Consider the following 26,197-nt stretch of genomic DNA (forward strand, 5'->3'; position numbering starts at 1 on the left):
ACCTAACGCACCTAAATCCAGGGAGGGAGAAATGCGTAAACTTACGATCGCGGCCTTTGCAATGGCAACAACGGGGCTGACAGCGCCAGCGTTTGCAGAGGGCCACAGCTCCAAGATCTCGGAAAAGCCGCTTGAGCTGACAATCCACCTGCACCACAAACGCTCCATCGGCTATGATGAAAACTGGCCGGTCGAAAAAGCGGCATGCGCGGCGACCAACATCTGCCTGACAGATGCGACCGTCGGTGCGAACTCTACCAATTCCGGCGAGGCAATGAACCTGTTGCTGGCGACTGGCAAAATCCCGGACATCGTGGGTTCTGCGCGCGTCAAGGAAACAACTGACGAGTATGGCCCGCAGGGGGCCTTCATGCCGCTGAACGATCTGATCGAAGAGCACGCGCCGAATATTCGCGCTGCTTTCGAAAAGGTTCCGGGCCTTAAGTCGGCAATCACGTCGGCGGATGGCAACATTTATTACCTGCCTTACACTCCCGACGGCAAATACGGTCGGGCCTTCTGGATCCGCACCGACTGGTTGGACAAGCTGGGTCTAGAAGTGCCGCAAACGGTTGAGGAATACGAAGCCGCCCTGCGCGCTTTCAAGACACAAGATCCCAACGGCAACGGCATGGCGGACGAAGTTCCCTATTTTGCGCGTCAGTGGGAAGAACTGATCCGTCTGGTTACTCTTTGGGGTGGCCGTTCGTCCGGGTCTGACACCTATCACGACTTCTATGTCGAAGACGGTGTGATCAAGCATCCTTATGCCGAAGTTGGCTATCGTGAAGGCATCAAAAACCTTGCGCGCTGGTACGAAGAAGGCCTGATCGACTTGGAAATTTTCACCCGCGGTTCGTCTTCGCGTGAATATCTGCTTTCGGAAAACCTTGGCGGGGCGACCCACGATTGGTTTGCATCAACCGGCGGCTACAACCGCTTGGCCGATACGATCGAAGGCTTTGAATTCAAAGCGATGGCACCACCGGCGAACGTCAACGGCGACCGCATCGAAGAGCATCGCCGCATTCCTGTAAAACCTGACGGTTGGGCCATGGGCGCTGGAAATCAGCATCCCGTCGAAACCATCAAGTATTTCGATTATTGGTTTGGCGGCGAAGGCCGTACGTTGGCCAACTTCGGTGTCGAAGGCGAACAGTACGACCTTGTTGATGGTAAGCCGACTTTCAAGAAAGAGTTCTTGGAGGCGGGGCCTGTTAACGCGCAGCTTTGGGCCATTGGTGGCCAGCTTCAAGCGCGTGGCTATTACATGGACTATGAGTACGAAAAGCAGTGGACTAACGAGTTCGCGCTGGAAGGCATCGCGCTTTATGACGCGGGTGACTACCTGATCGACCAGTTCTTGGGTGTTGCGCTGAACGAAGCCGAACAGAAAGTCATCGACAAGCATTTCGTACAGATGCGTACCTATATGCTTGAACGTCAGCAGGCTTGGATCCTCGGCAATGGCGACGTTGAGGCAGAGTGGGACGACTATATCGCTCAGCTGGAAAAAATGGGCCTGAACGACGTGCTGGAAGTGATGAACGCGGCCTATCAGCGCCAGTACAACTAACCCCTTTTGAAAAAAAACTTGCGGGGCGCGCGAAGGACTGCGCGCCCCCACATTCCTTTCATCCGATCCGAAAGACGCCCTATGACCGGCACCGCCATTCCCACGCTCGACGAGCCCCAAGCGGGTCGCCTGACCATCCAGTACTCGCCCACGGCAGAGCAGGAAATCACAGAGAACCCGCCGCGGTTCACGTGGCTTCCAGTACTGGAAGACGAAGCGCTTTATGCTTTGCGCATCACGCCTGCCGACGGGGGCGAGGAACTGCAATTTGGTCCGATCCGTTGGAACATGTTTACCCCCGACGCACCTTTGCCCGCAGGTGAATATAGCTGGTCTTATGCGGTGTGCGACGACGCGGGGAAACCGCTGACGACATGGTCAACTACCCGTGCTTTCACGATCGCAGAGGGCCTGCCGGAATCGCCACTTCCCCCGCGCGAAGCACGTTTCGCCAAGTCCGTTACAACCCACCCGCGCCTCTGGCTTGACAGTGCGCGGCTGGCTGCGTTCCGTGATGCCGTGGCAAAGGATCCGACCCACTGTGCATGGGACGTATTCTATGAAAAATCTGTACTGCCTTGGGTTAAGCGCGACGTAATGAAAGAGCCTGCTGGCTATCCCAACCATCAGCGCATCGCGTCTGTCTGGCGGCAGACCTACATCGACCTGCAAGAGGTTTGGTACGCGATCCGCCACCTTGCGATCGGTGGTGCCGTAACAGGCAACGAAGAGATGACCGCGCGGGCCAAGGAATGGCTGCTAGAGGTTGCCTCTTGGGATCCGATGGGGGTGACATCCCGTGCCTACACTGACGAATGGGCCTATCGTGTGAACAACGCGCTTGCGTGGGGCTATGACTGGCTGCACGACGATTTGACCGAAGACGAGCGCGCCACCGTCCGCACAGCACTTTTGGCACGTACGCGCGACATCGCGGAACACGCCATCAATAATGCGAAGATCCACCTCTTTCCGTATGACAGTCACGCGGTCCGATCCGTCTCTTTGACGTTGATCCCGGCCTGTATTGCCCTGCTGGGAGAGGACGAGAACGACGAGGCGCGCGACTGGCTGAATTATTGCATCGAATTCCTGTCCACCGTCTATTCGCCTTGGGGCGACGCCGAAGGCGGCTGGGCCGAGGGAACGAATTACTGGATGATGGGGGTGGGCTATCTTATCGATGCCGCCAACCGTCTGAAATCGTTCACCGGGATTGATCTTTATAACCGTCCCTTCCTGCGCAACACCGGGGATTTCCCGCTGTTCTGCAAGGCACCGAATACGCGCCGTGCCACCTTTGGCGATGACAGCACGCAGGGCGATCTGCCTTGCATCAAGACCGGGTTGAACCTTCGCCAACTTGGCGGCGTCACTGGCAACGGTGCTTATCAATGGTATTGCGAAGAAAACCTGCGCCTTAACCCGGGCACGGAAGGGGCATTTTACAACTGGGGTTGGTGGGACACCAATTTTGACGAGATGGCCTTTCGCACCGATTACCCCGAGGTCGCGGCCACAGCGCCCGAAGGCGGCATGCGACATTTCAGAGGGATCGGTTGGGTCGGCGTTCAGCATGAGATGGCCAACCCGGATGAACACATCCAGTTCGTATTTAAGTCCTCACCCTTTGGATCAATCAGCCACAGCCATGGCGATCAGAACGCCTTTTGTCTTGCCGCATATGGTGAAGATCTGGCCATCCAGTCGGGTTATTATGTTGCCTTCAACTCGACCATGCACAGACAATGGCGGCGGCAGACGCGTTCAAAAAACGCGATCCTGATCAACGGCAAAGGACAGTACGCTGAAAAGGATAAGGCCAAGGCGATGGCCGCCACGGGCCGCATCCTTGCCGCGGAGGAGCGCGAAGACCACATCTTTATCCACGGGGATGCCACCGCTGCCTATCAAAGCCTGTCGCCCGAAGTGACGATGGCCGAACGCGAAATCTATTTCGTGCGTAACAGCTATTTCGTGATCGTAGATAAGGTCGACGCTGAAACGCCTGTGACCGTCGACTGGCTGCTTCACGCGAACAACCCCTACGAACTGGGCAAAACCTCTTTCCGTAATACGGGCAAGCGTGCTGGCTTTTACGGGCAGGTAGTTTGGTCTGAGGCTGGCAAGCCGGACATCACGCAAACGACGGATTTCCCCGATGTAGACCCAAGCGATTACGAAGGGTTGCCCGTCAGCACCTTTCTGACCGCGCGCTATCCTGCAGCCACACGCCACCGTATCGCGACACTGCTGGTGCCCTATAAGCTCGACAAGCCCAAGCGGATCTTCAACTTCATGGATGACCAAGGCTACGATGCGGATCTTTATTTTACCGACGCGGACGAGAATACCTTCAAGGTAGTCATGAAAAAGCTCGCAAACACTTGAACCACACCGCCGCGAACCGGTGTCACTATCCATAGGAAGGAAAACTCATGCGTTTCAAAGGACAAACCGCCATCGTCACGGGGGGTGGCCGCGACATTGGTGCTGCCTGCGCGATCAAGCTTGCTTCTGAGGGCGCGAATGTCGCGATCAACTATTTCTCCTCCGCTGCCGGGGCAGAAAAGGTGGTTGCGCATATTAAGGGGCAAGGCGGTAATGCCATCGCCGTTCAGGGCGACCTGAACGACCCTGAACAGGTAACGAACCTAGTTCAGACCACCGTCGACACCTTTGGCGGGCTGCATGTTCTGGTCAACAACTCCGGCGGGCTCGTCGCGCGGAAATCTGTGCGCGAGATGGACCTGGAACATTGGCAAAAGGTGATGGACCTTAACCTTACCAGCGTCTTCTTGATGGTGAAGGCGGCTTTGGCGCATATGGAAACAGGCGCGATCGTCAATCTTGCAAGCCAAGCAGGGCGTGACGGTGGTGGCCCCGGTGCGGCGGCCTATGCCACGTCTAAGGGTGCTGTGATGACGTTCACGCGGGGCTTGGCCAAAGAGCTTGGCCCAGACATTCGCGTGAACGCGCTTTGCCCCGGCATGGTGGACACGGATTTCCACAACATCTTTACGCCTGATCAAGCGCGCCGCGGTTTCGAGGCCGCCGCCCCAGTGAAACGTCAGGGCACGCCAGAGGACATCGCAAACGCGGTCGCCTTCCTTGCCTCTGACGACAGCGGGTTCATGACTGGCGTGAATGTCGACATCAACGGCGGCATGCTTTTCAGCTAAACGCCAGATCCCAACCTTCCGTCAATCGATCTTAGCGGTTGGCGGAAGGTTGGGGCACCAGTCAAGTGTTGGGCATCACAGGATGCGAACAGCCCCTTTGGCGGCACTGCTGGTCATCGACGCATAGGCCTTAAGCGCCGTAGACACGGCCCGCTTGCGCGGCTCTGCCGGTTTCCAGCCTTCGGCGTCCTTTTTAGCACGGCGCGCGGCCAGTGTTTCATCATCTACGGCAAGGTGGATGATACGGTTCGGAATGTCGATTTCGATCAAGTCGCCAGATTCAACAACGCCGATCAAGCCGCCCTCGGCCGCTTCGGGGGAAACGTGCCCGATGGAGAGGCCCGACGAACCGCCGGAAAACCGGCCATCTGTGACCAAGGCGCATGATTTGCCCAGGCCCTTAGATTTCAGATAGCTGGTCGGATACAGCATTTCCTGCATACCTGGCCCACCGCGTGGCCCCTCATAGCGGATCAGCACGATCTCACCGGGGACAACCTTGCCGGTCAGAATGCCGGAAACAGCGTCATCTTGGCTTTCAAAAATCTTGGCAGGGCCAGAGAATTTGAGGATCGATTCATCCACGCCTGCGGTTTTGACGATACAGCCATCTTCGGCCAGATTGCCAAACAGAACAGCCAGACCGCCATCTTGGGAAAACGCATGTTCGGCGTCGCGGATCACACCCTTTTGGCGATCTGCATCTACCTCTTTATAACGACGCGACTGCGAAAACGCGGTTTGCGTTGGTACGCCGCCGGGGGCCGCACGGTAGAAGTTCAGCACATCTTCGTCAGTAGTTTGCGTGATATCCCACTTCTGGATAGCATCGCCCAATGATGCCTCGTGGATCGACCCGCACGATGTGTCGATCAGCCCGGCGCGGGCAAGCTCTCCGAGAATGGCGAAGATGCCACCGGCGCGATGCACGTCTTCCATATGCACGTCGCTTTTGGCGGGGGCCACTTTGCAAAGCACGGGCACGTTGCGTGACAGCCGATCAATATCCGCCATCGTGAAATCAACGCCGCCTTCATGCGCCATTGCCAACAGGTGCAATACCGTGTTGGTCGAACCACCCATAGAAATATCCAGCGTCATCGCATTTTCAAACGCTGCGAAATTGGCGATGGAGCGTGGCAGAACGCTGGCGTCATCGTCTTCGTAATACCGCTTGGCCAAGCCAACGATCCGCTGGCCAGCCTCTAGGAACAAACGTTCACGGTCGGAGTGTGTGGCAAGGGTCGATCCGTTGCCGGGCAGGGACAGGCCCAACGCTTCGGTAAGGCAGTTCATCGAATTGGCGGTGAACATGCCAGAGCATGACCCACACGTTGGACAGGCCGCCTGTTCAATCGCGGTGACCTGCGCTTCGCTTATGGCGTCATCCGCGGCGGCAACCATTGCGTCCACCAGATCAAGCGCTTTGACGGTGCCGTCTTCCAGCGTGACCTTGCCTGCCTCCATCGGGCCGCCGGACACAAAGATCACGGGGATGTTCAACCGCATCGCGGCCATCAACATGCCCGGCGTGATCTTGTCGCAATTCGAGATACACACCATCGCATCCGCGCAATGGGCGTTGACCATGTATTCTACCGAATCCGCGATCAGTTCGCGCGAAGGGAGGGAGTACAGCATCCCGTCGTGGCCCATCGCGATACCGTCATCGACAGCGATCGTGTTGAACTCTTTCGCGATGCCGCCGGACTTTTCAATCTCGCGGGCGACGAGCTGACCCAGATCTTTCAGATGCACGTGGCCGGGCACGAACTGTGTGAATGAATTCACGACAGCAATGATCGGCTTGCCGAAATCTGAATCGGCAACGCCGGTGGCACGCCACAAGCCACGGGCCCCAGCCATATTGCGACCATGTGTGGTTGTTCTTGAACGATAGCGGGGCATGAAATCTCTCTCTCTGGCTGTCTTCTACGAAGCGTCTTTGCGCGATCAGCACTATATGGCGCAAATCCATGCCAAAGGACAAATGGGAATGAGCATTATTTCCAAAGAGGCGGCCCAGTTGCGCCACGTATGAGAGAGAGGCCGCGCCGACTTTTGCTAAGCGTTTGCGCGGATGATGGTTAAGGCCGTCATCCGCGCAACTGTTGGTGGGCTGGCCAGATCAGCTTTGGTCAAGCGGTTTGTAGACAACGGCATCAATCTCGACCTTGGCATCGACCATGATCTGTGACCGCACTGTAGAGCGAGCAGGGCCGCCATTTGGGAAATAGCTCGCGTAGATGCGGTTGAAGGTCCAGAAATCGCGTGGGTCATCAAGCCAGACGCCGACTTTGGCAATGTCGTCTAGCGTGCAATCGGCCAGTGCCAGCGCGTTAATCAGGTTTTCCATCGTCTTACGGGTTTGGCTTTCGATGCCGCCGGCTTCGATTTCGCCGTTTTCCTTCATTGCGACTTGGCCAGAGATGAAGACGAAGTCGCCAGCCCGGACAGCAGGGGCAAACGGAAGGGGTTGCCCACCCGCGCCAGTCCGATCATCGCCGAGACGTTCAATTTTCTTGCTGCTCATATCTAAGCTTCCTTTGATGTTTGGATTGAGGATTTAAAGGGCGCGGATCAACGTCTGGCGGATATGGTCGCCGGTTTAGCCGGGCCTTGGGCTTTCACCAGACCTTGCCACGCGCCGCGACCAGTTGAGGGCCAAGTGCGGAGCCTCCGCGTATCAATTGGACATGGTCCATCATGTTGCTGACCACACAGGCATGGTTGGGAACGATCCGCAGGCGGTCGCCAACTTTCAGGTTGATCGCCGGGGCCGTAAGCACGCCGTGTTCCTCAGACAAGCTGGCGACCTTGATATCGGGTCTGCCCAAAACGTGGCCGTGCCCATCAAGCCCCAGCAGATCTGATGTCAAAACCTTGCTTCCGGCATCGACAACCGCACGAGTGTTGTCGGGAACCGAGACGATAGTGACAAGCACGCTAAGCGCGCAATCGTCCCATGTGCAGACGCCCCGGCTCTGTAAGGAGCGATCATTATAGACATACGTTCCGATGCGGTATTCCGTGGCAACGGGGACGTCTTGCGCCTGCCACATGTCGGGCGAGCCGCCGCTGGAAATGACAGGTACGTCCAGCCCCAATGCCTCTATTCGGGTCTTTGCGTCGGTCAGCCATTTCTGCACTGCGGGTGCCTTCCCGGTCGGCGGATATGTCATTAACCCACCAAACGAGAGCCCCGGCTTTTCAGCGATATATGCTGCGAGTTCGGCGGCCGCCTGTGGTGTCATCACACCGCAGCGTGCCGCGCCGGTATCGCATTCGACCAAAACGGTCAGCGGTCTGTCCGCATCCGCGAAAGCCGACGACAGGCCGTCGATTGTCGCGGTGTTATCTGCAACAACGCTCAGCCGTACTTTGTCGGCTAGGGCGCGTAACCGGCGCAGCTTTTCATCGCCGATTATGTTGAACGTGATCAGAACGTCTTCGACGCCGCCGTCGGCAATCATCGCCTCGGCTTCGCTTATCTTTTGGCACGTAATCCCAATTGCCCCGGCCGCTATCTGGCGTTTTGCCAGCATCGGCAGTTTATGGGTTTTGATATGCGGGCGAAGCTTCAGCATGTGCTGATCGCAATGTGCCTGAAATCGGTCGATGTTCGCCTCGGCGATATCAAGGTCAATCAGCACCGCTGGCGTATCAGTTTCTGGAAACATCAGGTCAGCTCCTTCTGATGAGGATCATCGACAATGGGCCAGATCGCGCGGGCTAGTCGTTTGTATGGCGTCGTTGTCGGGTCATTCGGGTAAGGCCCGTCGACAGCGGCATAGATGATATCGGCCGCCACGCTGGCAAACGCGCCGTGAAAGTGGTTGGTCGACTTCACAACCAAAACCTTCTTGTCGGCAATGTTTATACCCAGATTGGTGAACAGGTCCGGTGAAAAGGCCTGACTGCGATTGGAATTAAGCACCACGTCAATCCCGCCAATCTGAACGACAGAACAATCACCAAGCGGGACAACGGATGTGCCAAAGCTTTGCACAGCATCGCGTTGGTTTCTGATGACTGTGACCTGCGCATCGACAGGGGCGCCCGCATGGGCCGAGGTTTTCCCGCCAAGGCGCAAGTCAAGCGTGGCACCTTCGCCCGCGGCATGGCACAGGCGTACCGCCATTGGATCCCAAATTGTTCCGAAGGCCGCGGATTGCAAGTTCTGCGCCATAGCCTCGCGAAGCATCAAGGTGGAATCGCCGGCAACACCGCCGCCCGGATTGTCCCACACATCGGCAATAACAACAGGCCCCTGCGGTGCTTGGGCTGCCATTTGCAATGCAGCGGATGCTGTCATGAAATCGGGTTTGGTCTGACCACGAAAAGAGAAAAGCTCCATCCCCAACTCGGCTGCTATCCGGTCGCCTTTGGCCGTGTCGTTGTCTGTTACCACAATGATCTTCGCACCCAGATCGGGGGAATCGCCAGCCATGAACCCGTGAATGGTTGAAACGGAAAGAACCTCGCCGGATTGCTCCAACGACTTAAGCTTGTCGACGAAGCCGCGCATAGGGTCGCGGCTGGTGGGCAACACGTCCATCATTCGAACGTCAAACACGGACAGTGTCGGCTTAATCTCGCCCCGGATGGCCCTAAGCGTCAGGTCAACGCAGGCCTCGCCTGCTTCGACAAAGTCCGTGTGCGGGAATTCTTTGAAGACGGTGATGATGTCTGCGTTATCAACGCGCTTTTGGCTAAGATGGCTGTGCGGATCAAAGCTGACCCCGATGATCGCCGTATCGCCAACAATTGCACGCACAGCTTCGATCAGGACGCCTTCGCAATCGACGCATCCTTCGGCAATCATCGCGCCGTGCAGGCCAAGCACAACGCCGTCCAGCGGCATAGCGGCCCGAACTTGGTCCAAGACCTCATCGCGAAGGCGCTGCCAGGTTTTGGCGTTCAGCAATCCGCCGGGTTCGGCCCAAGTTGCCGTTCCTTCGATCAGGTCAAACGCGCCGGTTTTTGCCTGTTTCCTAAGCGCGGGAAACACAGCGCTGCAAAGGGTTGGCGTTTCAGGGTGCGCACCGGGTGCTGCATAAAAGCTCTGCTCGAAGTCGGAAAAATCCATGCGCAGTGGAGAGAACGTATTCGTCTCGGTCGCGAGTGATGCACAAAATATCCGCAAGGGTTTTCCAGTATGTTTGAGGCGTCGGGGGCATCATGACTCCCCCGACCTTTGAAGCCCGCCGAGTTGCCTCGGCGGACGGGAGGATCAGTTCAGGTAGGTGGAGGCGTTTGCCTCAGCCACGGCGGCCTTAAACATGCCAAGTAGTTCGCCCGCGCGTTCGTCCATGTTTTCAGCGACATGTGCTTCAAATGCGGGCTGTGCGGCGCCAGCCATTGCTGAACGCTGTTCGTCCGTCAGGGCGGTGACTTCGATGTCGTCCATCAGCCCGGCCAGCCCACGATCAGAAGCTTCGATGATACGTGACAGGCCCCTGCTGGCGGTGACGCAGTTTTCGGCGGCGGTGCGAATGGTCGCTTGCTCGCTGTCCGACAGACCCTCAAAGAAGGCGCGGTTGATCATCATCGTATAGGGCGAAAACAGGTGATTGGTCAGCGTCATATACTTCTGAACTTCGGCGAAGTTCGCGAACGAGATGATCGGAACCGGGTTCATTTGCCCGTCGATGACACCGGTTTGCAGGCCGGAATACACCTCGCCCCATGCCAGAGGATAGGCTTCTGCGCCAAGCGATTGCATGATTGTCTGGTGCGACGGCAGGGTCATCGTGCGGATGCGAATACCTTCGAAGTCTTTCAGATCTGCAATTTGATGCTTGGAGTTTGTAACGGCGAAGAACCCGCCGGTGTCGGGAAAGCCAAGGACAACAACGTCGCCCAGTTCGGCCTCAATGTCTGCGGCAAGGGCATCACCGAAGTCGCCATCAAAAACCGCGTATGTGGATGCATTGCCGTTGAATGCGAAAGGCAGGTTCAAAACGTCGATGCGCGGGTAATAGCTGGCCAGTGCGCCAGTCGAAGTCAGGGTCGCCTGAATGATGCCGTCACGAACCTGCTGAACGTGTTCCGCCGCAGAGCCAAGCTGGTTTGAGCCGAATACTTCGACGTTGACGCTTCCGTTCGTGCCGGACGTTACGAGGTTTGAAAATACCGCCGTGCAGGCGTGGGCCGGGTTTTCAAACGGATCGGTCTTGTTGTCGTGGCCGAACCGGATGGTGCCACCGTCTGCGAATGCGCTTCCGGCGAATAGGGTCGCAGCGATGGCCGCGCCTGTCAGGGTCGTTTTCATAGGGTTTCTCCTTTTAAGTTGGTTTTGAAAATTTGGTTACTGAGCAAAACCCAGCAATCTGGGGAGCCACAGAGCCGCGTCCTCCCAGAAGGCAAAGGCAAACAGGATGGCAATTTCGGCGATCAAGAACGGAAACAATTTGATTGAGATACGTTCAAGTCGCTCGCCAGTTACGGATGAAAGAACGAAAAGGCAGGCCCCCACCGGCGGTGTCATCAACGAGATGTTCAGCGCCAGAACAAAGATGATGCCAGCATGTATCGGCTCTAGCCCGACCTGTTCGGTCAGCGGCACCAGAACGGGTGCCAGAATTATCAAGATTGCGGTGATATCCATCACCATGCCGACGACCAGCAATAGGCCAATGATGATCGCGATGACGGCATAGCGGTTATCGGAAAGACCAAGGACAGTTTCGGCAATCAGTTGTGGGATGCGTTCAAAGCTCATCCACCAGCCCAGGATGCCAGCAAAGGCGATGATGACAAAAATGACCCCCGTGATCCGGGCGGTGCGCACCAGCATCGCGTAAAAACCTTTGAAGGTCAGCGTGCGATAGACAAAGACCCCAATGAACACCGCATAGGCCACCGCGATTGATGCGGCCTCGGTTGGCGTAACGATGCCGCCCAGAATGCCGCCCAAGATAATCACCGGCATGGCAAGTGCGGTCAGCGAAGATACAAACGTGTCCCAGATTTCACGCGGGGTTGCGCCACGTGCGGCCTTGGGTAGGTTTTCACGCTTGCCGCCGATGGCGATGACCGCCATGCAAACCAAGCAGATAACCAGACCGGGAAGAATGCCAGCGGCAAACAGCCCCGCAATCGACACCCCCATAAGCGAGCCGTAAACAACCATCAGCCCTGATGGCGGAATGGTCGGCCCGATGATGGAGCCAGCGGCCGTGACTGCACAGGCATAGTCGCGCTTGTAACCCTCTTTCACCATTGCCGGGACCAGCGTCCGGCCAAAGGCAGCAGCGTCGGCGGTGGCCGATCCGGTCAATCCGGCGAAGAACACCGAAGCCAGCATATTGGTGTGGGCCAGGCCACCCCGGAAACGACCCACAAGAACCTGCGCCAGCTTCACCAGTCGGCTGGTGATGCCAATGTCGTTCATGATTTCGCCAGCAAGGATAAAGAAGGGCATGGCGAGGAACGGGAAGATGTTCAGGCCATTGAAAATCTTGCTGGGACCGATGGCTAGGAACTGGGTGCCGCCCATGTCGATCAGGCCGATGACGCCCGCAAGCCCGATCGCAAAGCCAATCGGCATGCCAAATAGGATAAGGACAACGAATGCGATGGCGACAATCATGAAATCTTCTCCGCCATGTGGTCGTTAAACGGAGGCTGATCAACATGCCCGCCCATATCCCGAAGTAGGACAAGGACGAGTTGGACAGCGGATAAGGTCGCGGCAACGGGAACGGCGGCGTAGAATGGCGCAAGGCTCGCCCCAAAGATCATGGCTTGGCGCGGTGCGCCGCTTTGCGCAAAGGCGATGCCGAACCAAGCGACATAGATGAAAAGGGCAAGGGCGAGGATATCAATCAGGATCAACACTGCCCGACGCATTTGATACGGCAGGACCATAATAAACGCTGTTAGGCCGATATGATCCCGCCGCGCCACGCCAGAGGACACAGCCAGCAGCGCGGCCCAGATCATCAGATAACGCGCCAGAACCTCGGGCCAGGGTAGTTGCCAGTGAAAATAGTATCGATCTGCGACGCCAAGCCAGACATCAAGCACCAAGGCTGCCATCAACATCGCAACAATGGCTTCCACCGCCGTGTTGATCCGAGCACTTGCCCTTTCCGACCAGTTTCGCATCTTCGACCCCCTTGCGATTCTGTAACTTAGGTACACGATACCCTTGGATTTCCCGGAAACAAGGAAAAAGTGTTACTGAGTTACATATTGTTGGAGAAATTGACGTATTTTGAGCTTTGGGTTGCCGATTATTTCAGCTTCACGTAACTTAGGTACACAAGCGGCGCCAAGTAGGAATAATCCTGTGACCAAGACTGACAGCAACCCGGCTCCTAACCAATTGCCCCCAAATAAGGGGAAACCCGGTGTCACCGATGTGATCTCTGCGTTGTCTCATCATGACGGGCATTTCGCCGCGCAAGAGCAAAAAGTAGCTGACTATGTCAAAGGGCATCTCGAAGAGATTAGTTCAATGACAATCGGCGATCTCGCAAAGAATTGTGGTGTCAGTAAACCCACGGTCATTCGGTTCTGCCGCACGCTGGGCTGCGATGGGTTTCGCGAGTTCAAGCTTCGCCTTGCGCAGAATCTGGCCGTCAGCATCCAATACCTTTCCGCAAATCCTGAACAGTCGGTACTGGGCAGTGACACAGCGTTGGACCAAGTTCTGGGCGCTTTGTTCGCGACTGCCAATGCCATGCGTCAACAGATCGATACCGACGCGCTTGATGAGGCTAAGACTGCAATACTGAATACGCGGCATCTTCTTTTCGCTGGGATTGGCGGCGGATCATCAACTGTCGCCCACGAGGCATCCAACCGGTTCTTTCGGCTTGGCATTCCTTCGTTTGCGGCAAGCGATAGCTATATCCTGCAAATGCGCGCCGCGACCCTAGGGCCCGGAGATGTCCTTTTCCTGATTTCCGCCAGCGGCGAAGCCGATGCAATTGTCGGCGCGGCAGAGATAGCGGCCGGTTATGGCGCGACAACGATCTGCATAACCAAGCCCAACACCCGTTTGGCCAACGTCGCAAAAATCCCGATCGTTGTGGATATCCCGGAAGACAGCGATATCTACAAGCCCACAGCCTCGAGGTACGCGCATCTTACCTTGATCGACGCTTTGGCGATGTCGGTTGCACAGGACATGTCCAAAGAAACCGTAGAGAACCTACGCCGCATTCGCGCATCCTTGACCGCATACCACGGCCGGACGGGGCCACAGCCGTTGGGCGACTAACGCTTCGGGTTTGAATGCAGGTTCAACGGAAGGTGGCGATGCGGATGTTGTTTGTGCTGCCGATATGTCCGAACGGCACGCCCGACAGGACCACGATCATATCGCCCTAAACTGTGCTATCGGTGCTGAGGTCAGACAGTGGCACGCTGGCGATGATTGCGGCAAGCGTCATTGCGCTGGGCGATCCGCGACCATGCACGTCAGCTGATTCGCCCTTTCAAATACACGACCGCAAGCGCCAGAGTCGCGATTTTCGGATACTCGCTTTCTGGAATGTCGACGCCGAGCCGTTGGTGAAGCGCCGTGACAAGGTTCAGGAAATCCATCGAGTCGAGTTCAAGATCGTCTTGCAGGTGATCATCATCGCCGACGTCGTCCGGTTCGATGTCCGGGGCGACTTGGGTCAGTTCTTCCAGAAATGCTTTGCGGATGTCGGCGTCGGTCATAGGGCCTCCGGGGTTTGTAGTGCCGCGTCGAGTGCGGCCAGAAATTTGGCACCGCGGCGGCCATCGCTGACACGGTGATCGGCCGACAGGGTGACGGTGACGGTCATGCGCTGGGCGATCGTGTCACCAATGATCCATGGCCGGGTAACGGGCGCGCCAAAGCCGACAATGGCAACCTGTGGCGGGTAGATCACGGCAGCCATGGCATCCGCGCCGGTGTCGCCCATCGCCGAGACGGTGATGGTGCCATCGGTCATTTCCGAAGAGCGCAGCCGCCCGCTGCGCGCGCGGGCGACCAGATCCCGCATCTGTGTCATAAGGGTATTCAGCGGCAGGGTTTCGGCATCATGCAGCGCGGGTGCCACAAGCCCGCCACCACGCAGCGCAACCGCAACACCGGCATGAACACTTTTGGCTGGGTGAAAGCCTTCGCCGTTGTAGTGGCCATTCATCTGTGGAACTTGCGAAGCAGCCAAAGCCGTGGCCTTGACGAACAGTGCCCCCATCAAAAGGCGCGTATCGGGCGTGCGCGTTGCGTTGGTTGCGGCCAGCCAGTCGGTGGCGGCCTGCAAATCGATGGTTTGGCTTAGATAGTAATGCGGGATTTCGCGTTTTGATCGGGCCATGGCGTTGGCGATGGCAGTGCGCATAGCGGCCATATCAAGCCCGGGCTTGGCGCTGCTTTTTACGGGGGCTTTCTCAAACGGGGCGCTTTCGACATCCGCCAAAAGAACCGCGCCGCCCGGGCCGGTGCCTGTAAGCGCGGCAAGGTCGATGCCCCGTTCTGCGGCAAGAACCCGTGCGGCAGGGGACGCGAGCGGTGTTTCGCCAGCCTGCGGCACAACGGTTGGCGCGGGCGCGGTCGGTACTGGGGCAGGGGCCGTCGGCGGGGGAACGTCCGGTTTGGGTTCTGCTGTGGGTGCAACCTTTTCGCCGGGCGCGCGGATGGTGGCCAAGGGTGCCCCCACTGCAAGTGTGTCCCCGATTTCGGCGTTAAGCGTTTCGACGATCCCTTCCTCAAAACACTCGATCTCAATTGCGCCCTTCTGGGTTTCGACGACCGCGACGACATCGCCGCGGGCGACGGTGTCACCCGGATTAATCATCCACTCAACCAAGGTGCCCGCTTCCATATCAGCACCAAGCGACGGCATGGCAAAAACAGCCATCGGATTACCCCTTGCCCATCGCGGCACGCGCGGCGGCAACGATGGCCGACACCTGCGGGATCGCCGCCTGTTCCAGATGCGCCGCATAGGGGATCGGAACTTCGGCCGAACAGACCCGCCCGATGGGGGCATCCAGCCGCCAGAACGCGCCTTCGATGATCCGGGCCGATACCTCTGCCGCCAGCGATCCGGTGCGCCACCCTTCGTCCACCACCACGGCGCGACGGGTGCGCGCGACCGAGGCAAGTATGGTTTCATCATCAAGCGGGCGAAGGCTGCGCAGATCTATCACCTCTGCCTCAATCCCTTCTTTGGCCAGTTCCTCAGCCGCTTCCATCGTTTTGAACAGCGAACCCCCATAGGTGATCAGGGACACATCCGTGCCCGGCCTTCGGATCGCTGCCTTGTCGATATCGACGGCTCCGGCGTTCGCTGCGATCTTGCCGGCCATGTTGTAAAGCATGACGTTTTCAAAGATCAGAACCGGGTCGGGATCTTCGAGGGCGGTCAGCAGCATGCCGCGCGCATCCTCAAGCGTTGCGGGGGCCAGAACGCGAAGCCCCGGTATATGCGCGTACCACCCTTCGAGCGAATGAGAGTGCTGCGCCGCAAGCTGTTTGCCCGCGCCAGTTGCCATGCGGATCACCACGGGGCAGCCAAATTGACCGCCTGACATGTGGCGGATCGTGGCGGCGGTGTTCAGAATCTGATCCAGCGCGAGCATGGAAAAATTAACTGTCATAAGCTCTACGATGGGCCGCAAACCCGCCGCCGCCGCACCGATGCCTGCACCGGTAAACCCGGATTCCGACAGGGGCGTATCGCGGATGCGGTCTTCGCCAAATTCGGCCATCAAACCTTTGGAAACCGCATAGCATCCACCGTATGCGCCGACGTCCTCGCCCATCAGAAATACGCGGTCGTCTTCTAACATGGCTTCGCGGATCGCCTGTTTGACGGCCTCGCGGTAGGTGGTTTCGATCATCTCACCCGCTGGTTCGGGCGCGACCGGCGTTGTTGCGCGATCCTCGGCCATGACGTGCTTTGTCAGGGTTTCGACCGGCTCCCATTCACCTGCTTCGGCAAAGGCGACGGCTTCGGCTATCTCGGCGTCGATCTGGGCAGTCATTTCGGCGATTTCGGCCTCGTGGATCAGCCCGTTTTCCAGAAGCCATCCCTGAAACCGGACGATCGGCCCTTTTTCGCGCCACTCGGCTATTTCGGCTTTGTCGCGATAAAGCTGTGCGTCAAACATCGAATGCGGACGAAAACGATAGGTGCGCGCCTCAATCAGATAGGGGCGCCCGGTTTCCCTGATCTTTGCCACAGCGCGGCGGGTGGCGGATTCGACAGCGACCACATCCATGCCATCGACCACTTCGCTTTCGATACCATAGGCGGCCGCCTTGGCGTGGATGTCGGTCCGCGATTCCGTGCGGGCCAGCGCGGAGCCCATCGCATAGCCGTTGTTTTCGCAAACCCAAAGCACGGGCAGATCCCAAAGCTCGGCCAGGTTCATTGACTCGTGAAATTCGCCTTCCGCCACAGCGCCTTCGCCGAAGAAACAGGCGGTGACGTTCTTTTCGCCGGTCATCCGATCCGCCAAACCCAGACCAGCAGCCAGCGGCAGGCCGCCACCGACAATCGCATTGCCACCATAGAAATTACTGCCCGCATCAAACAGATGCATGGAGCCGCCGCGCCCGCCGGAACATCCGTTGGCCTTGCCGTACATCTCGGCCATGATCGGGCCCATGGGGATGCCGCGCGCTAAGGCGTGGCCGTGTTCGCGATAGGTGGCGACGACACGGTCATCCGGCCCAAGAACCGGGATTACGCCCATCGCCACGGCCTCTTCGCCATCATAAAGATGCAGAAAGCCGCGGATATTTTCGCGCGTGTAAAGTTCGGCGCACTTATCTTCAAAACGGCGGATACGGATCATGCCGCGCAGCAAATCATGCACGTGGGTCCGGCTTAGGTGGGGTTTGGTGTCGGCTGTCATTTTTCGTCCGCCTCTAGCGTGGAAATATCACCTTCGGGCAGGCCAAGTTCCCGGGCCTTCAGAAGGCGGCGCATGATTTTACCCGAACGGGTTTTGGGGAGCTGCTTGCGAAAGATGATTTCGCGCGGTGCAACGGCTGCGCCAAGCCGTTTGCGTGCCAAGCCCCGGATATCCCGTTCCAGCGCTTCGGACGGTTCGAAACCGGGGTTTAGGGCAACATAGGCTGTCACCACCTCGCCAGCGGTTTCATCCGGAAGGCCGATAACAGCGGCTTCGGCAATCGCGTCATGTTCAATAAGCGCGCTTTCCACCTCGAACGGGCCGATAAGATGGCCCGAGGATTTGATCAGGTCGTCGGCGCGCCCAACGAACCAAAAATACCCGTCCTTGTCCCGCATTGCGAGGTCGCCGGACAGGTACCAGCCGCCGACAAAGCATTTGTCATATCGGGCCTGTTCGTTGAGATAGGCACGCATCATTGAGGGCCATCCGGGGCGCAGCGCGAGTTCGCCGATTTCGCCCGGCTTACATTCGCGCACCGCACCGTTTTCCGTGTTCACGATGCCAGCTTCGATGCCGGGCAATGGCTTTCCCATCGAACCCGGCTGGATGTCCATTTCAGGGGTGTTGGCGATCATGATGCCGCCTGTTTCGGTCTGCCACCAATTGTCGTGGAACGGCTTGCCGAATACGTCCCTGCTCCAGACCACGCCTTCGGGGTTCAGGGGCTCTCCTACGCTGGCAAGAAATCGCAGGTTGCTGAAATCATAGGGCTTTGCAGCGTCCTTGCCCGCCCGCATCAGCATGCGGATGGCGGTGGGTGCCGTGTACCAGACCTGCACGGCTTCGTCTTGCAAGATGCCATACCACCGGTCGAGGTCGAACTCCGCCTCGTCGACGATCATGGTTACCCGGTTCACCAAGGGCGCAATGATGCCATAGGATGTGCCCGTGACCCAGCCGGGATCAGCGGTACACCAGTAGATATCCCCCGGTTTAAGGTCGAGCGCAAAGCGCCCCGTCGCAGCATGCGCCACAACCGCCCCATGGACATGAACCGCGCCCTTTGGCTTGCCCGTCGTGCCCGAGGTGAAGTGGATCAGCGCAATGTCATCGTCCTTCGTCTGTGCTGTTTCGAACCTGTCTTCGGCGGCATCCATGGCTGGGCGCAAGGCAACGCAGTTTTCAGGCATCGGGCCATCGCTTAGGATCAGCACCAGCTTTAACGAGCCAATATCGTTGCGCCACCCCGCGACCTTCTTGCGGTACAGGGACTCTGTGGTGACAAGAACGTTGCCTTCGCCAATTTCCATCCGCGACTTGATCGGTTCGGGGCCGAACGCGGCAAACAGCGGGGTGAAAGTCATGCCTGCCTTCAGCGTACCAAGGGCAGCGGCGTAAAGCTCTGGCACCCGCCCAAGCAACGAATAGACGCGCGCGCCGGGTTTCAGGCCATGTTCGGAAAGCACGTTTGCGAAACGGGCGGCGTCGGCGCAAAGCCCAGCATAGGTGAGGTCCTGCCGATCACCGTCTTTGCTGATCCAGCGGATCGCGACCTGATCGCCATGGCCCGCCGTGACGTGGCGATCAAGTGCTTCGTGCGCGATGTTAAGCCCGCCGTTCGGCAACCCATCCAGCATGTCGCGCGCATCTTCCCAGTTGAACTGAGCGCGGACCGCATCTGTCAGATTGGCTGCGCTGCGTGTTGCGTTGTCCTTGGGTATCGTTGGCCAGGTCATGATTGCTCCCCCTGTGGTTAGGGTATGCATCCATGGCGCAGGCCACTATGACGTAGGTCAAGAATGCCCGGGGCAGGGCGTCACATGACGACTTCCCCCCGACCCGCCGGGGCCGAGGGGCAGTCTTAGTCAGCGTTTGTAGGGCGCGATCAGTTTTTCCATCATTGCCATCTCGGCGTCATTCAGGTCGGTTATGGGGGCGCGTACCGGCCCCGCGTCGAACCCTTGCAGCCGGACACCGGCCTTAATCGCTGATACGGCATACCCCTTCGATCGGTTGCGGATCGTCATGAACGGATAGAAGAAGTCGTTCAGGATGCGTTCACAGGTTGCCGCTTCACCCGCACGCAGTGCCTTATAGAAATCAACAGCAAGCCCGGGGACAAAGTTGAATACGGCGGACGAATAGGTTGTGAACCCGGCACCTAAATATGCTTCTGCGAAAAGCTCGGCTGTGGGCATGCCACCTAGATAGGTCAGCCGATCGCCCATTTTCGCGGTGATCTGACGGACAAGGCCAATGTCGCCCGTGCCGTCTTTGAAACCGATCAAATTCGGGCACGCATCACAAAGACGCGCCAGTGTGTCAGGCTCTAGTACGGCGTTGTCGCGGTTATAGACCATGACACCGATGTCAACGCTGTCGCAGACCTGTTTAACATGCTGAAACAGCCCTTCTTGGGGGGCGTCGATCAGGTAATGGGGCAGCAGCAAAATGCCGTCGGCACCGGCGGCTTGCGCGGCTTTTGCGATGCTGGTGGCCATTTCAGTGCCGTAACCACAACCCGATACAATCGCCGTCTGTCCCGCGCTTTCCTTGGCGCTTTTTACGATCGCCGGGATTTCGTCGGGCGACAGTGAAAAGAACTCTCCGGTGCCGCCAGCGGCGAACAGAACCGGCGCGTCATATCCTGACAGCCATTCCACGTGCGCCATATAGCTGTCCGGCGCGAAACGCCCATCTGCGCCAAAGTGGGTGACCGGAAAAGACAAAAGCCCCGATCCAAGTGTTTGCTTCAAAAGCTGCGGTTTCATTGGTGTCGTCCTTCGTTTTCAACTGATAATCGGCGCGCACTGTCCCAGCCTTTGCCAAAGCGCGGCAGAGGGGCAGCCAGTGCGGTGACGTTATTGGGAAGGCGCCGGCGCGCGGCGCCTTGGTGGTGTTATGTCTGTGCCAAGCTCTTTTTCTTTTTCAGCCACGGCAAAATTCCCATCAGGTAGATAAAGATGCCGCTTAGAATGATGAAAAACAGGCTGTCCATGTTGGTCAGGAATATCGTCGGATCCCCATCGCTAAGCGAAAGGCTTCGCCTTAGGTAAAGCTCAAGGTCCGGCCCTAGAATGAATCCAAGAAGAAGAGAGACAACCGGGTACCCTTGGCGGCGCAGGAAATATGCGAAAAGGCCAAAGATCGCGGCAAGCGCCATTTGGAACACCGAAATCGTCGCGACGTAGCTTCCCATAAGCGCCATGACCGCGATCCCGGCGTAAAGGATGCCACGCGGGATCGACACGATCCGGATAAACAGCGGGCCCAGCAGATAAAGCGTTAGCGGAATCAGGAACATCGCGCTGAACAACAGCGATATGAACATCGGCGCGATCATATCAGCCTGTGTTTCAACCAGCTTTGCGCCCGGCTGAATCCCGTTGATGACCAACACGCCAAGAACGATGGCTGTTGTCGGATCACCAGGAATGCCGAACATCAGCATCGGTACAAACGCGCCGCCGCACATGCCGTTGTTCGCGGCCTCGGATACGGCGACACCGCGCCTGCTGCCTTCGCCCAGAATATCATCGGGGCGTTCGCTGCGCTTTGCGTCGGCATAGGCAACGAAGGCGGCCATTGATCCGCCAACACCGGGCAAAAGGCCAATCCCGTACCCCGTCAGTGACGCCTTTAGGTAACCCCACAGTCCGATCTGGCGGACCTCTGCCAGTTTGGGGACAAGATCGCGCCGTTTCATGCTGCGCGCGGCGCGGCGCATCTCTTCGCCCGAGGGGCCATCGCCGCCGGTTCGCATCTGAACCATCAATTCAGCCAAAGCGAAAACACCGATAATAACGGGCATCATGTCGATGCCCTCAACCAAGGTGCCGGTGCCATAGTGGAACCGCGGAACGGGCTGCATCACGTCGATTCCGATGGTGGCGATCATCATGCCCAAGACGGTTGTTAGAACAGCCTTTGGAACGTCTTCACGCTGCACCAGAACGATGACGATCAGGGCAAACATAACCAGCGCGAATTTCCCGGTGGTGCGGATTAACAGCGTCAATTCGGCCGCCATAGGCATCAGCGCGATAAGCAGCAACGCCCCAATCGTTCCGCCGATCATCGATCCCAAGGCGGCATGTCCAAGTGCATTCGCGCCGTGGCCCTTTCGCATCAATTTGTTCCCATCCAGCGCGGTCATCATCGAAGACGGTGCGCCGGGAATATTGATCGTGACGGCGGTGATCGACCCCGAATACATGCCCGCCATAAAGATGGAGGCGCACATGATCAGCGCCGGCACCACGTCGATTGAATAGGTCATCGGCAAAAGAAGAGCGACGGCCAGAACGGATGTCAGGCCGGGCACCGATCCAAAGAAGGTGCCGATCAGAAACCCGCCAATTAAGAAGGCAAGGTTATAGGGTTCCAGCACCTGAAAGACGCCGACGATAAGGTGGTTTGCAAAGTCCATCAAAATGCCTCCGGCCCAAGTGGAATATGGGCGCCGAATGCTAAGGCGAACAGGGCATAACCAGCCGCTGAAACGGCGACGGCCACTGCTGCCCGAAGGGCGGGTTGGCCGACGCCGAAGCTGAACAGCCAAAGTACGACCCAGGAAAATGCTGTTGTCGATGCCGCGTAGCCAAGTGGTTTGAACGTCGCGATGAAGGCGACGATGGCCACGAAAAGGCCCGCAGTTCTAAGTTGCAGCGCGCGGGTGTCTGCGTCGGCCTGTTGGGCCGGTTCAGATGATGTGTCCAGCTTGCGGATATCGCGAAGGGCAATCACCGCACACATGGCCAATGACAATAAGACCAGAACGGTCGGCAGGAACTGCGGCCCAACTAAGCCTTCGTCGAACTGGGACCGGATGTTTAGGACGCCGAAGGCATAGACAACCGTCAATAATGCGATGGCCAGCGGCAGACCGATGGCCTTCAGTCTTTGAACTTGCACTAGGTATTCCTCCCTGCAAGAAAATGGCCGCAACCGAAGTCGCGGCCAAAAGTTCACTTTGAAATCACGCCATCTTCGACCAGCTTATCCAGATCGCGATAAATCGCTTCGGCGGTCGCGTTGGTCCAATCGGTCACTTCAGCCGTGCCAAGCCAGTTTGGAGTCACCCCAATCTTAGACACCCAGCTTTGAAACTCGTCGCTTTCCAGCGCCGTTTGGAACGCGCCTTCGACTTTCTGAGCAACGTCTTCGGGAACACCGGCAGGGGCGGCAACAACGATAAAGCTGCCCATACGCAGATCCAGCCCCTTGGCAGCAGCCGTTGGAACAGACGTGTAGGTCAGGTTCTGTGCGTCGGTGAATTCAACCACGCCCATCGCCTTGTCGTCGTCCAGCAGCGAAGAGAAATCACCAAGGCTGGTCGAAACGATTTGGACTTCGCCGTTTAGCATCGCTTCTTTTTGCGCAGCGGCACCGCCAGGATAGGCGATCAGTTTGAATTCGGTCCCAGTTTCTTCTTGAAGCTGAAGGGCCGCAAGGTGAAGCCGAGAGCCGATGTTCTGAATGCCGATGATGACTTTGCCGGGGCGTTCCTTGGCGTCGGCAAGCACATCTTCGATGGTTTTGTAATCCGAGTCCGTGGAAACGATCAAAGCGTCAGGTTCGCTGGTTACCCGCGCGATCAGGTTCAGCCGATCAAGGCTGTAGTCGGGCACCAGATTTTGCCACGGCACAGTGACGACGCTGTCGTATGTCAGTACGCCAATCGTGTACCCGTCGGGTTCAGCGCCCATCAGTTGTGAAACACCGGTTGCGGAAATGCCGCCTTCGATATTTTCAACATACATCGACGCGCCGATTTCCTGCTCTGCGATGGTCGCAAGTTTGCGCACGATCCCATCGGTGCCGCCACCGGCGCCCCAAGGCACGATAATGCGGATGTCTTTTTCAGGGTATTCGGCATAGGCCGCCGTCGCGCCCAGCGTCAGGCCAATTCCCAGCGCAACTGTTTTGAAAATAGTCATAGCTCCTCCTGTCGATCACATTGCCAGGCCCAAGAACCGCGCCGCCCTGCGGTGGCGAAGCAGATGACTAACCTTGGACTGGCCTCTCGTTCAGCGACACGCGTTGATGCGCGCCGCGGGGCCGCAAGCATGGCCCGAGCAGGGGAGTGTTCGCCCCGAATCCCGGCCAATGGCGCCGTGACGAAGCTAGTATGACGATTTCAGTAATCGGTCAATGTTGTATTACAACTTGTGTTTAATTTGTCGTGCAAGTTCGCGATACCGCGCAAGTGACCCGCGCAGGTGGGTGCCCATGGCGTCGGCTGCGCCTTCGACGTCGCGCGCCTCTATCGCTTCGGCAATGGCGCGATGCTCCAGCTTAAGTTGTGACATATATTGCTGGTATTGTTCGGTGCGATGCGTGGGGCTTAGGTTCGCGCGCGGAATTGTGCGCCGCCCAAGGTGCCGCATGAATTCAACGAAAGAGCTGTTGTTCGTGGCCTGCGCGATGGCTTCGTGAAATGCTTGGTCTTCTGCATCAAGGGGTTCTTCATCGCTTAGCTTTTCTTCGAACTCTCGCTGGCGCATGTGAATTGTCAGGATTTGCGCCTGTGATGCGCGCTGGGCTGCAAGGCGTGCGGCCTCTATTTCAACGGCGGCGCGCAGTTCCAGCGCATCAATAACTTCGGGAACCTTGCCCGAAGGGACGTCCACAAATATGCCATCCGCTTTTCCTGAAAACGCGCCCTCTGGCGCAACAAAGACCCCACTCCCGCGCCGTGAATTTACGATCCCCGACGCACGTAGGCCTGCAATCGCCTCTCGGACGACTGTTCGGCTGACGCCATATTGTGTGCCAAGCGCGCTTTCTGTCGGAAGCTTAGCGCCGGGGCTGTATGTCCCATCGGCGATTGCCTCGCGCAGGTCGCGTTCAATTTCTTCTGCAAGATACCCGTATTTTGTCACGTCGCTTTACCCTGTCGCCACCTTAGCTGCGTACTTGTGGATTAGGCTAACATGACCCGGTTGAGGAATTGAACTTATTAAATTTCAGAAGTTGTATTATAAGTCTGGCTGCGGCGGCTATCCGGACCGATTTTTGCCGCCCAGAAGATGGAGAGGCCGCGTTTATCTTCGGAATTCGGGCTTCGGCCGCAGAAAAAACGACCGCATCGGGGTAACGATGCGGTCGAAATGTTTCTCATTAGCACTGTCAGTTACCCGAAATCCAAAAGCATTTTGGATATCTGGTCGGTCTTAGCCTTAAGTAGCTGGGCATCGCCGCGAACCTCTACGTTAAGGCGGACAACCGGTTCCGTCGCAGAGGAACGGAGGTTGAAACGCCAGTCGGGGAACGACATGCTGAGCCCGTCCAAGGTTTCGGTCTTCGATGCACAATCTTCGTATTTTGCCCTGATTTTGGCGATGGCGCCTTGCGGGTCAGTGATGCGGAAATTCTGCTCTCCGGAGGAGGGGAACCGGGCGATCATGCTGGCGACCATGTCGGCCAACGATTGGCCCGAACGGCCCATCAGTTCCAGCAGCTTTAGCCATGGGATCATGCCACTGTCACAGCACATGAAGTCGCGGAAATAGTGATGCGCGGACATCTCACCGCCATAGATCGCGCCGCTGTCTCGCATCGCCTGTTTGATATGTGCGTGGCCCGTGCGGGCGACGACGGGGGTGCCGCCGTTGCGGGTGACCTGATCGATGGTGTTCCAAACAACGCGGGGGTCATGGACAATGGACTCGCCGGGGGAAACGGCCAGAAAAGCGTTGGCAAGCAGGCCGACAAGGTATTCCCCGTCAACGAAAGCGCCCGTGTGATCAAAGAAGAAACAGCGGTCAAAGTCGCCGTCCCAAGCGATGCCAAGGTCGGCCCCTTCGCGGCGCACGATGTCTCCGGTCGCGGGGCGGTTTTCCGGCAATAGGGGGTTTGGAATGCCATTGGGAAAGCTTCCATCCGCTGTGTGATTGACGCGGACGATATCCAAAACGGCCCCTTCTTCTGTCAGGCGTTCCAGAATGGCATCAAGGGCAGGCCCGGCGACGCCGTTTCCGGCATTCGCCACGATCTTTAGTCGAGGAAGGTTCGCCGGATCGACCATATCGACCAAGTGCCCCGCATAAGCGGGCCGTGCATCGACCTGCTTATAGGTGCCGCGCTCTGGGGCGGGCTCGCGCATATCGTTGCGCGATGCCTCGCCGATTTGTTTGAATTCATCGGCCGTTAACGGACGGCTGCCGCGACCGACGAATTTCATCCCGTTGTAGTCGATGGGATTGTGCGAGGCGGTTATTTCGATGCCGCCATCCGCATTAAGATGGGTCGTGGCAAAGTAGACTTCTTCTGTACCCGCTTGGCCGATGTCGAAAACATCAACACCCTGTTCCAGCAAACCCCGCGCCACGGCGGCATGAAACGCGGGGCTGCTTTCGCGACAGTCATGCCCCACAACAACCCGTTTGGCACCCAGAACTTCGGCAAAGGATGCGCCAATCCGATAGGCGATTTCTTCATCGATATCGACACCGATACGGCCCCGAACGTCATAGGCTTTGAAACACGCCGGGCTGGTTGCTGTAACCGCGATTTTCTTAAACATTGTCATCGTTTTCCTCACAGGGGTAAGCCCCATTTCAAGCCCAAGGTATTGAAAAAA

The 26,197-nt window shown here is 57.8% G+C and carries 22 protein-coding genes; 5 read left to right on the top strand and 17 right to left on the bottom strand.

Annotated elements, in window-relative coordinates; all coding sequences use genetic code 11:
- Positions 1–31: 31 nt before the first annotated feature.
- From COL8621_RS01255 to COL8621_RS01265, 3 genes are all read left to right on the top strand, one after another.
- Entirely contained in the window at positions 32–1,576 is a 1,545-nt protein-coding gene (locus tag COL8621_RS01255; RefSeq protein WP_235823681.1) for a type 2 periplasmic-binding domain-containing protein, read from the top strand.
- Positions 1,577–1,657: 81 nt separating this feature from the next.
- Positions 1,658–3,967 (top strand): heparinase II/III domain-containing protein, encoded by a 2,310-nt coding sequence (locus COL8621_RS01260; RefSeq protein ID WP_093965528.1) that lies wholly within the window; start codon positions 1,658–1,660, stop codon positions 3,965–3,967.
- Between the two features lie 47 nt (positions 3,968–4,014).
- Positions 4,015–4,758: an SDR family NAD(P)-dependent oxidoreductase gene (locus tag COL8621_RS01265; protein WP_093965529.1), complete on the top strand. Its 744-nt coding sequence runs from the start codon at positions 4,015–4,017 to the stop codon at positions 4,756–4,758.
- A gap of 75 nt (positions 4,759–4,833) precedes the next feature.
- Here COL8621_RS01265 and ilvD read toward each other — a convergent pair whose 3' ends face one another.
- Positions 4,834–6,666: a dihydroxy-acid dehydratase gene (gene ilvD / locus COL8621_RS01270; protein WP_093965530.1), complete on the bottom strand. Its 1,833-nt coding sequence runs from the start codon at positions 6,664–6,666 to the stop codon at positions 4,834–4,836.
- On the opposite strand from ilvD, the gene COL8621_RS19345 reads away from it, so the two are divergent.
- Positions 6,665–6,799: a hypothetical protein gene (locus COL8621_RS19345; protein ID WP_268875504.1), complete on the top strand. Its 135-nt coding sequence runs from the start codon at positions 6,665–6,667 to the stop codon at positions 6,797–6,799. The two genes, ilvD and COL8621_RS19345, sit on opposite strands and share 2 nt — an antisense overlap.
- Before the next feature lie 87 nt (positions 6,800–6,886).
- Here COL8621_RS19345 and COL8621_RS01275 read toward each other — a convergent pair whose 3' ends face one another.
- The 6 genes from COL8621_RS01275 to COL8621_RS01300 form a co-directional block, all read right to left on the bottom strand.
- On the bottom strand, positions 6,887–7,291 hold the full coding sequence (locus tag COL8621_RS01275; protein ID WP_093965531.1) for a RidA family protein: 405 nt from the start codon (positions 7,289–7,291) through the stop codon (positions 6,887–6,889).
- A gap of 94 nt (positions 7,292–7,385) precedes the next feature.
- The gene (locus COL8621_RS01280) at positions 7,386–8,438 is read right to left on the bottom strand and encodes a D-TA family PLP-dependent enzyme (RefSeq protein ID WP_093965532.1); all 1,053 of its coding nucleotides are present in this window, start codon (positions 8,436–8,438) and stop codon (positions 7,386–7,388) included.
- Positions 8,438–9,904 (bottom strand): M81 family metallopeptidase, encoded by a 1,467-nt coding sequence (locus COL8621_RS01285; protein ID WP_093965533.1) that lies wholly within the window; start codon positions 9,902–9,904, stop codon positions 8,438–8,440. The genes COL8621_RS01280 and COL8621_RS01285 overlap by 1 nt, the downstream gene beginning before the upstream one ends.
- 87 nt (positions 9,905–9,991) lie before the next feature.
- Complete coding sequence (locus COL8621_RS01290) at positions 9,992–11,032, bottom strand: TRAP transporter substrate-binding protein (RefSeq protein WP_093965534.1); 1,041 nt, start codon at positions 11,030–11,032, stop codon at positions 9,992–9,994.
- A 36-nt stretch (positions 11,033–11,068) separates the two neighbouring features.
- Positions 11,069–12,352: a TRAP transporter large permease gene (locus tag COL8621_RS01295; RefSeq protein ID WP_093965535.1), complete on the bottom strand. Its 1,284-nt coding sequence runs from the start codon at positions 12,350–12,352 to the stop codon at positions 11,069–11,071.
- The gene (locus tag COL8621_RS01300; RefSeq protein WP_093965536.1) at positions 12,349–12,870 is read right to left on the bottom strand and encodes a TRAP transporter small permease; all 522 of its coding nucleotides are present in this window, start codon (positions 12,868–12,870) and stop codon (positions 12,349–12,351) included. Before COL8621_RS01300 ends, COL8621_RS01295 begins: the two co-directional genes overlap by 4 nt.
- Positions 12,871–13,054: 184 nt before the next feature.
- On the opposite strand from COL8621_RS01300, the gene COL8621_RS01305 reads away from it, so the two are divergent.
- Positions 13,055–13,990, top strand: a complete 936-nt coding sequence (locus COL8621_RS01305) for a MurR/RpiR family transcriptional regulator (protein ID WP_093965537.1) — start codon at positions 13,055–13,057, stop codon at positions 13,988–13,990.
- A gap of 200 nt (positions 13,991–14,190) precedes the next feature.
- Here the strand turns inward: COL8621_RS01305 and COL8621_RS01310 are convergent, their stop codons facing one another.
- From COL8621_RS01310 to COL8621_RS01355, 10 genes are all read right to left on the bottom strand, one after another.
- On the bottom strand, positions 14,191–14,436 hold the full coding sequence (locus COL8621_RS01310) for an acyl carrier protein (protein WP_093965538.1): 246 nt from the start codon (positions 14,434–14,436) through the stop codon (positions 14,191–14,193).
- Positions 14,433–15,605 carry a dihydrolipoamide acetyltransferase family protein gene (locus COL8621_RS01315; RefSeq protein ID WP_093965539.1) on the bottom strand — a complete coding sequence of 391 codons (1,173 nt, stop codon included), beginning with the start codon at positions 15,603–15,605 and terminating at the stop codon, positions 14,433–14,435. Before COL8621_RS01315 ends, COL8621_RS01310 begins: the two co-directional genes overlap by 4 nt.
- Before the next feature lie 4 nt (positions 15,606–15,609).
- The gene (pdhA, locus tag COL8621_RS01320) at positions 15,610–17,610 is read right to left on the bottom strand and encodes a pyruvate dehydrogenase (acetyl-transferring) E1 component subunit alpha (protein WP_093965540.1); all 2,001 of its coding nucleotides are present in this window, start codon (positions 17,608–17,610) and stop codon (positions 15,610–15,612) included.
- A complete protein-coding gene (gene acsA / locus COL8621_RS01325) occupies positions 17,607–19,349 on the bottom strand; it encodes an acetate--CoA ligase (protein WP_093965541.1) in 1,743 nt (580 codons plus the stop codon). The genes pdhA and acsA overlap by 4 nt, the downstream gene beginning before the upstream one ends.
- Positions 19,350–19,478: 129 nt before the next feature.
- Positions 19,479–20,384, bottom strand: coding sequence for a 5-dehydro-4-deoxyglucarate dehydratase (gene kdgD, locus COL8621_RS01330; protein ID WP_093965542.1), 906 nt, complete (start codon positions 20,382–20,384; stop codon positions 19,479–19,481).
- Positions 20,385–20,512: 128 nt separating this feature from the next.
- On the bottom strand, positions 20,513–22,042 hold the full coding sequence (locus COL8621_RS01335) for a tripartite tricarboxylate transporter permease (RefSeq protein ID WP_093965543.1): 1,530 nt from the start codon (positions 22,040–22,042) through the stop codon (positions 20,513–20,515).
- Positions 22,042–22,527 carry a tripartite tricarboxylate transporter TctB family protein gene (locus COL8621_RS01340; RefSeq protein WP_176438412.1) on the bottom strand — a complete coding sequence of 162 codons (486 nt, stop codon included), beginning with the start codon at positions 22,525–22,527 and terminating at the stop codon, positions 22,042–22,044. The genes COL8621_RS01335 and COL8621_RS01340 overlap by 1 nt, the downstream gene beginning before the upstream one ends.
- Positions 22,528–22,580: 53 nt before the next feature.
- On the bottom strand, positions 22,581–23,552 hold the full coding sequence (locus tag COL8621_RS01345; protein ID WP_093965545.1) for a Bug family tripartite tricarboxylate transporter substrate binding protein: 972 nt from the start codon (positions 23,550–23,552) through the stop codon (positions 22,581–22,583).
- 222 nt (positions 23,553–23,774) lie between these two features.
- A complete protein-coding gene (locus COL8621_RS01350) occupies positions 23,775–24,497 on the bottom strand; it encodes a FadR/GntR family transcriptional regulator (RefSeq protein WP_093965546.1) in 723 nt (240 codons plus the stop codon).
- A 251-nt stretch (positions 24,498–24,748) separates the two neighbouring features.
- Positions 24,749–26,140 carry a phosphohexomutase domain-containing protein gene (locus COL8621_RS01355; RefSeq protein ID WP_093966856.1) on the bottom strand — a complete coding sequence of 464 codons (1,392 nt, stop codon included), beginning with the start codon at positions 26,138–26,140 and terminating at the stop codon, positions 24,749–24,751.
- Positions 26,141–26,197 lie beyond the last annotated feature (57 nt).

It is taken from the genome of Actibacterium lipolyticum (assembly GCF_900184935.1).
In the GTDB taxonomy this organism is placed as follows: domain Bacteria; phylum Pseudomonadota; class Alphaproteobacteria; order Rhodobacterales; family Rhodobacteraceae; genus Actibacterium_A; species Actibacterium_A lipolyticum.

Bases quoted from the DNA above. Each gene is read 5' to 3' on its own strand.
- COL8621_RS01335 (WP_093965543.1), bottom strand. From the start codon at position 22,042: ATGGACTTTGCAAACCACCTTATCGTCGGCGTCTTTCAGGTGCTGGAA.
- COL8621_RS01260 (WP_093965528.1), top strand. From the start codon at position 1,658: ATGACCGGCACCGCCATTCCCACGCTCGACGAGCCCCAAGCGGGTCGC.
- COL8621_RS01265 (WP_093965529.1), top strand. From the start codon at position 4,015: ATGCGTTTCAAAGGACAAACCGCCATCGTCACGGGGGGTGGCCGCGAC.
- COL8621_RS01300 (WP_093965536.1), bottom strand. From the start codon at position 12,870: ATGCGAAACTGGTCGGAAAGGGCAAGTGCTCGGATCAACACGGCGGTG.
- COL8621_RS19345 (WP_268875504.1), top strand. From the start codon at position 6,665: ATGAAATCTCTCTCTCTGGCTGTCTTCTACGAAGCGTCTTTGCGCGAT.
- pdhA (WP_093965540.1), bottom strand. From the start codon at position 17,610: ATGACAGCCGACACCAAACCCCACCTAAGCCGGACCCACGTGCATGAT.
- acsA (WP_093965541.1), bottom strand. From the start codon at position 19,349: ATGACCTGGCCAACGATACCCAAGGACAACGCAACACGCAGCGCAGCC.
- COL8621_RS01345 (WP_093965545.1), bottom strand. From the start codon at position 23,552: ATGACTATTTTCAAAACAGTTGCGCTGGGAATTGGCCTGACGCTGGGC.
- COL8621_RS01290 (WP_093965534.1), bottom strand. From the start codon at position 11,032: ATGAAAACGACCCTGACAGGCGCGGCCATCGCTGCGACCCTATTCGCC.
- COL8621_RS01255 (WP_235823681.1), top strand. From the start codon at position 32: ATGCGTAAACTTACGATCGCGGCCTTTGCAATGGCAACAACGGGGCTG.
- ilvD (WP_093965530.1), bottom strand. From the start codon at position 6,666: ATGCCCCGCTATCGTTCAAGAACAACCACACATGGTCGCAATATGGCT.
- COL8621_RS01295 (WP_093965535.1), bottom strand. From the start codon at position 12,352: ATGATTGTCGCCATCGCATTCGTTGTCCTTATCCTATTTGGCATGCCG.
- COL8621_RS01275 (WP_093965531.1), bottom strand. From the start codon at position 7,291: ATGAGCAGCAAGAAAATTGAACGTCTCGGCGATGATCGGACTGGCGCG.
- COL8621_RS01280 (WP_093965532.1), bottom strand. From the start codon at position 8,438: ATGTTTCCAGAAACTGATACGCCAGCGGTGCTGATTGACCTTGATATC.
- COL8621_RS01355 (WP_093966856.1), bottom strand. From the start codon at position 26,140: ATGTTTAAGAAAATCGCGGTTACAGCAACCAGCCCGGCGTGTTTCAAA.
- kdgD (WP_093965542.1), bottom strand. From the start codon at position 20,384: ATGAAACCGCAGCTTTTGAAGCAAACACTTGGATCGGGGCTTTTGTCT.
- COL8621_RS01310 (WP_093965538.1), bottom strand. From the start codon at position 14,436: ATGACCGACGCCGACATCCGCAAAGCATTTCTGGAAGAACTGACCCAA.
- COL8621_RS01315 (WP_093965539.1), bottom strand. From the start codon at position 15,605: ATGGCTGTTTTTGCCATGCCGTCGCTTGGTGCTGATATGGAAGCGGGC.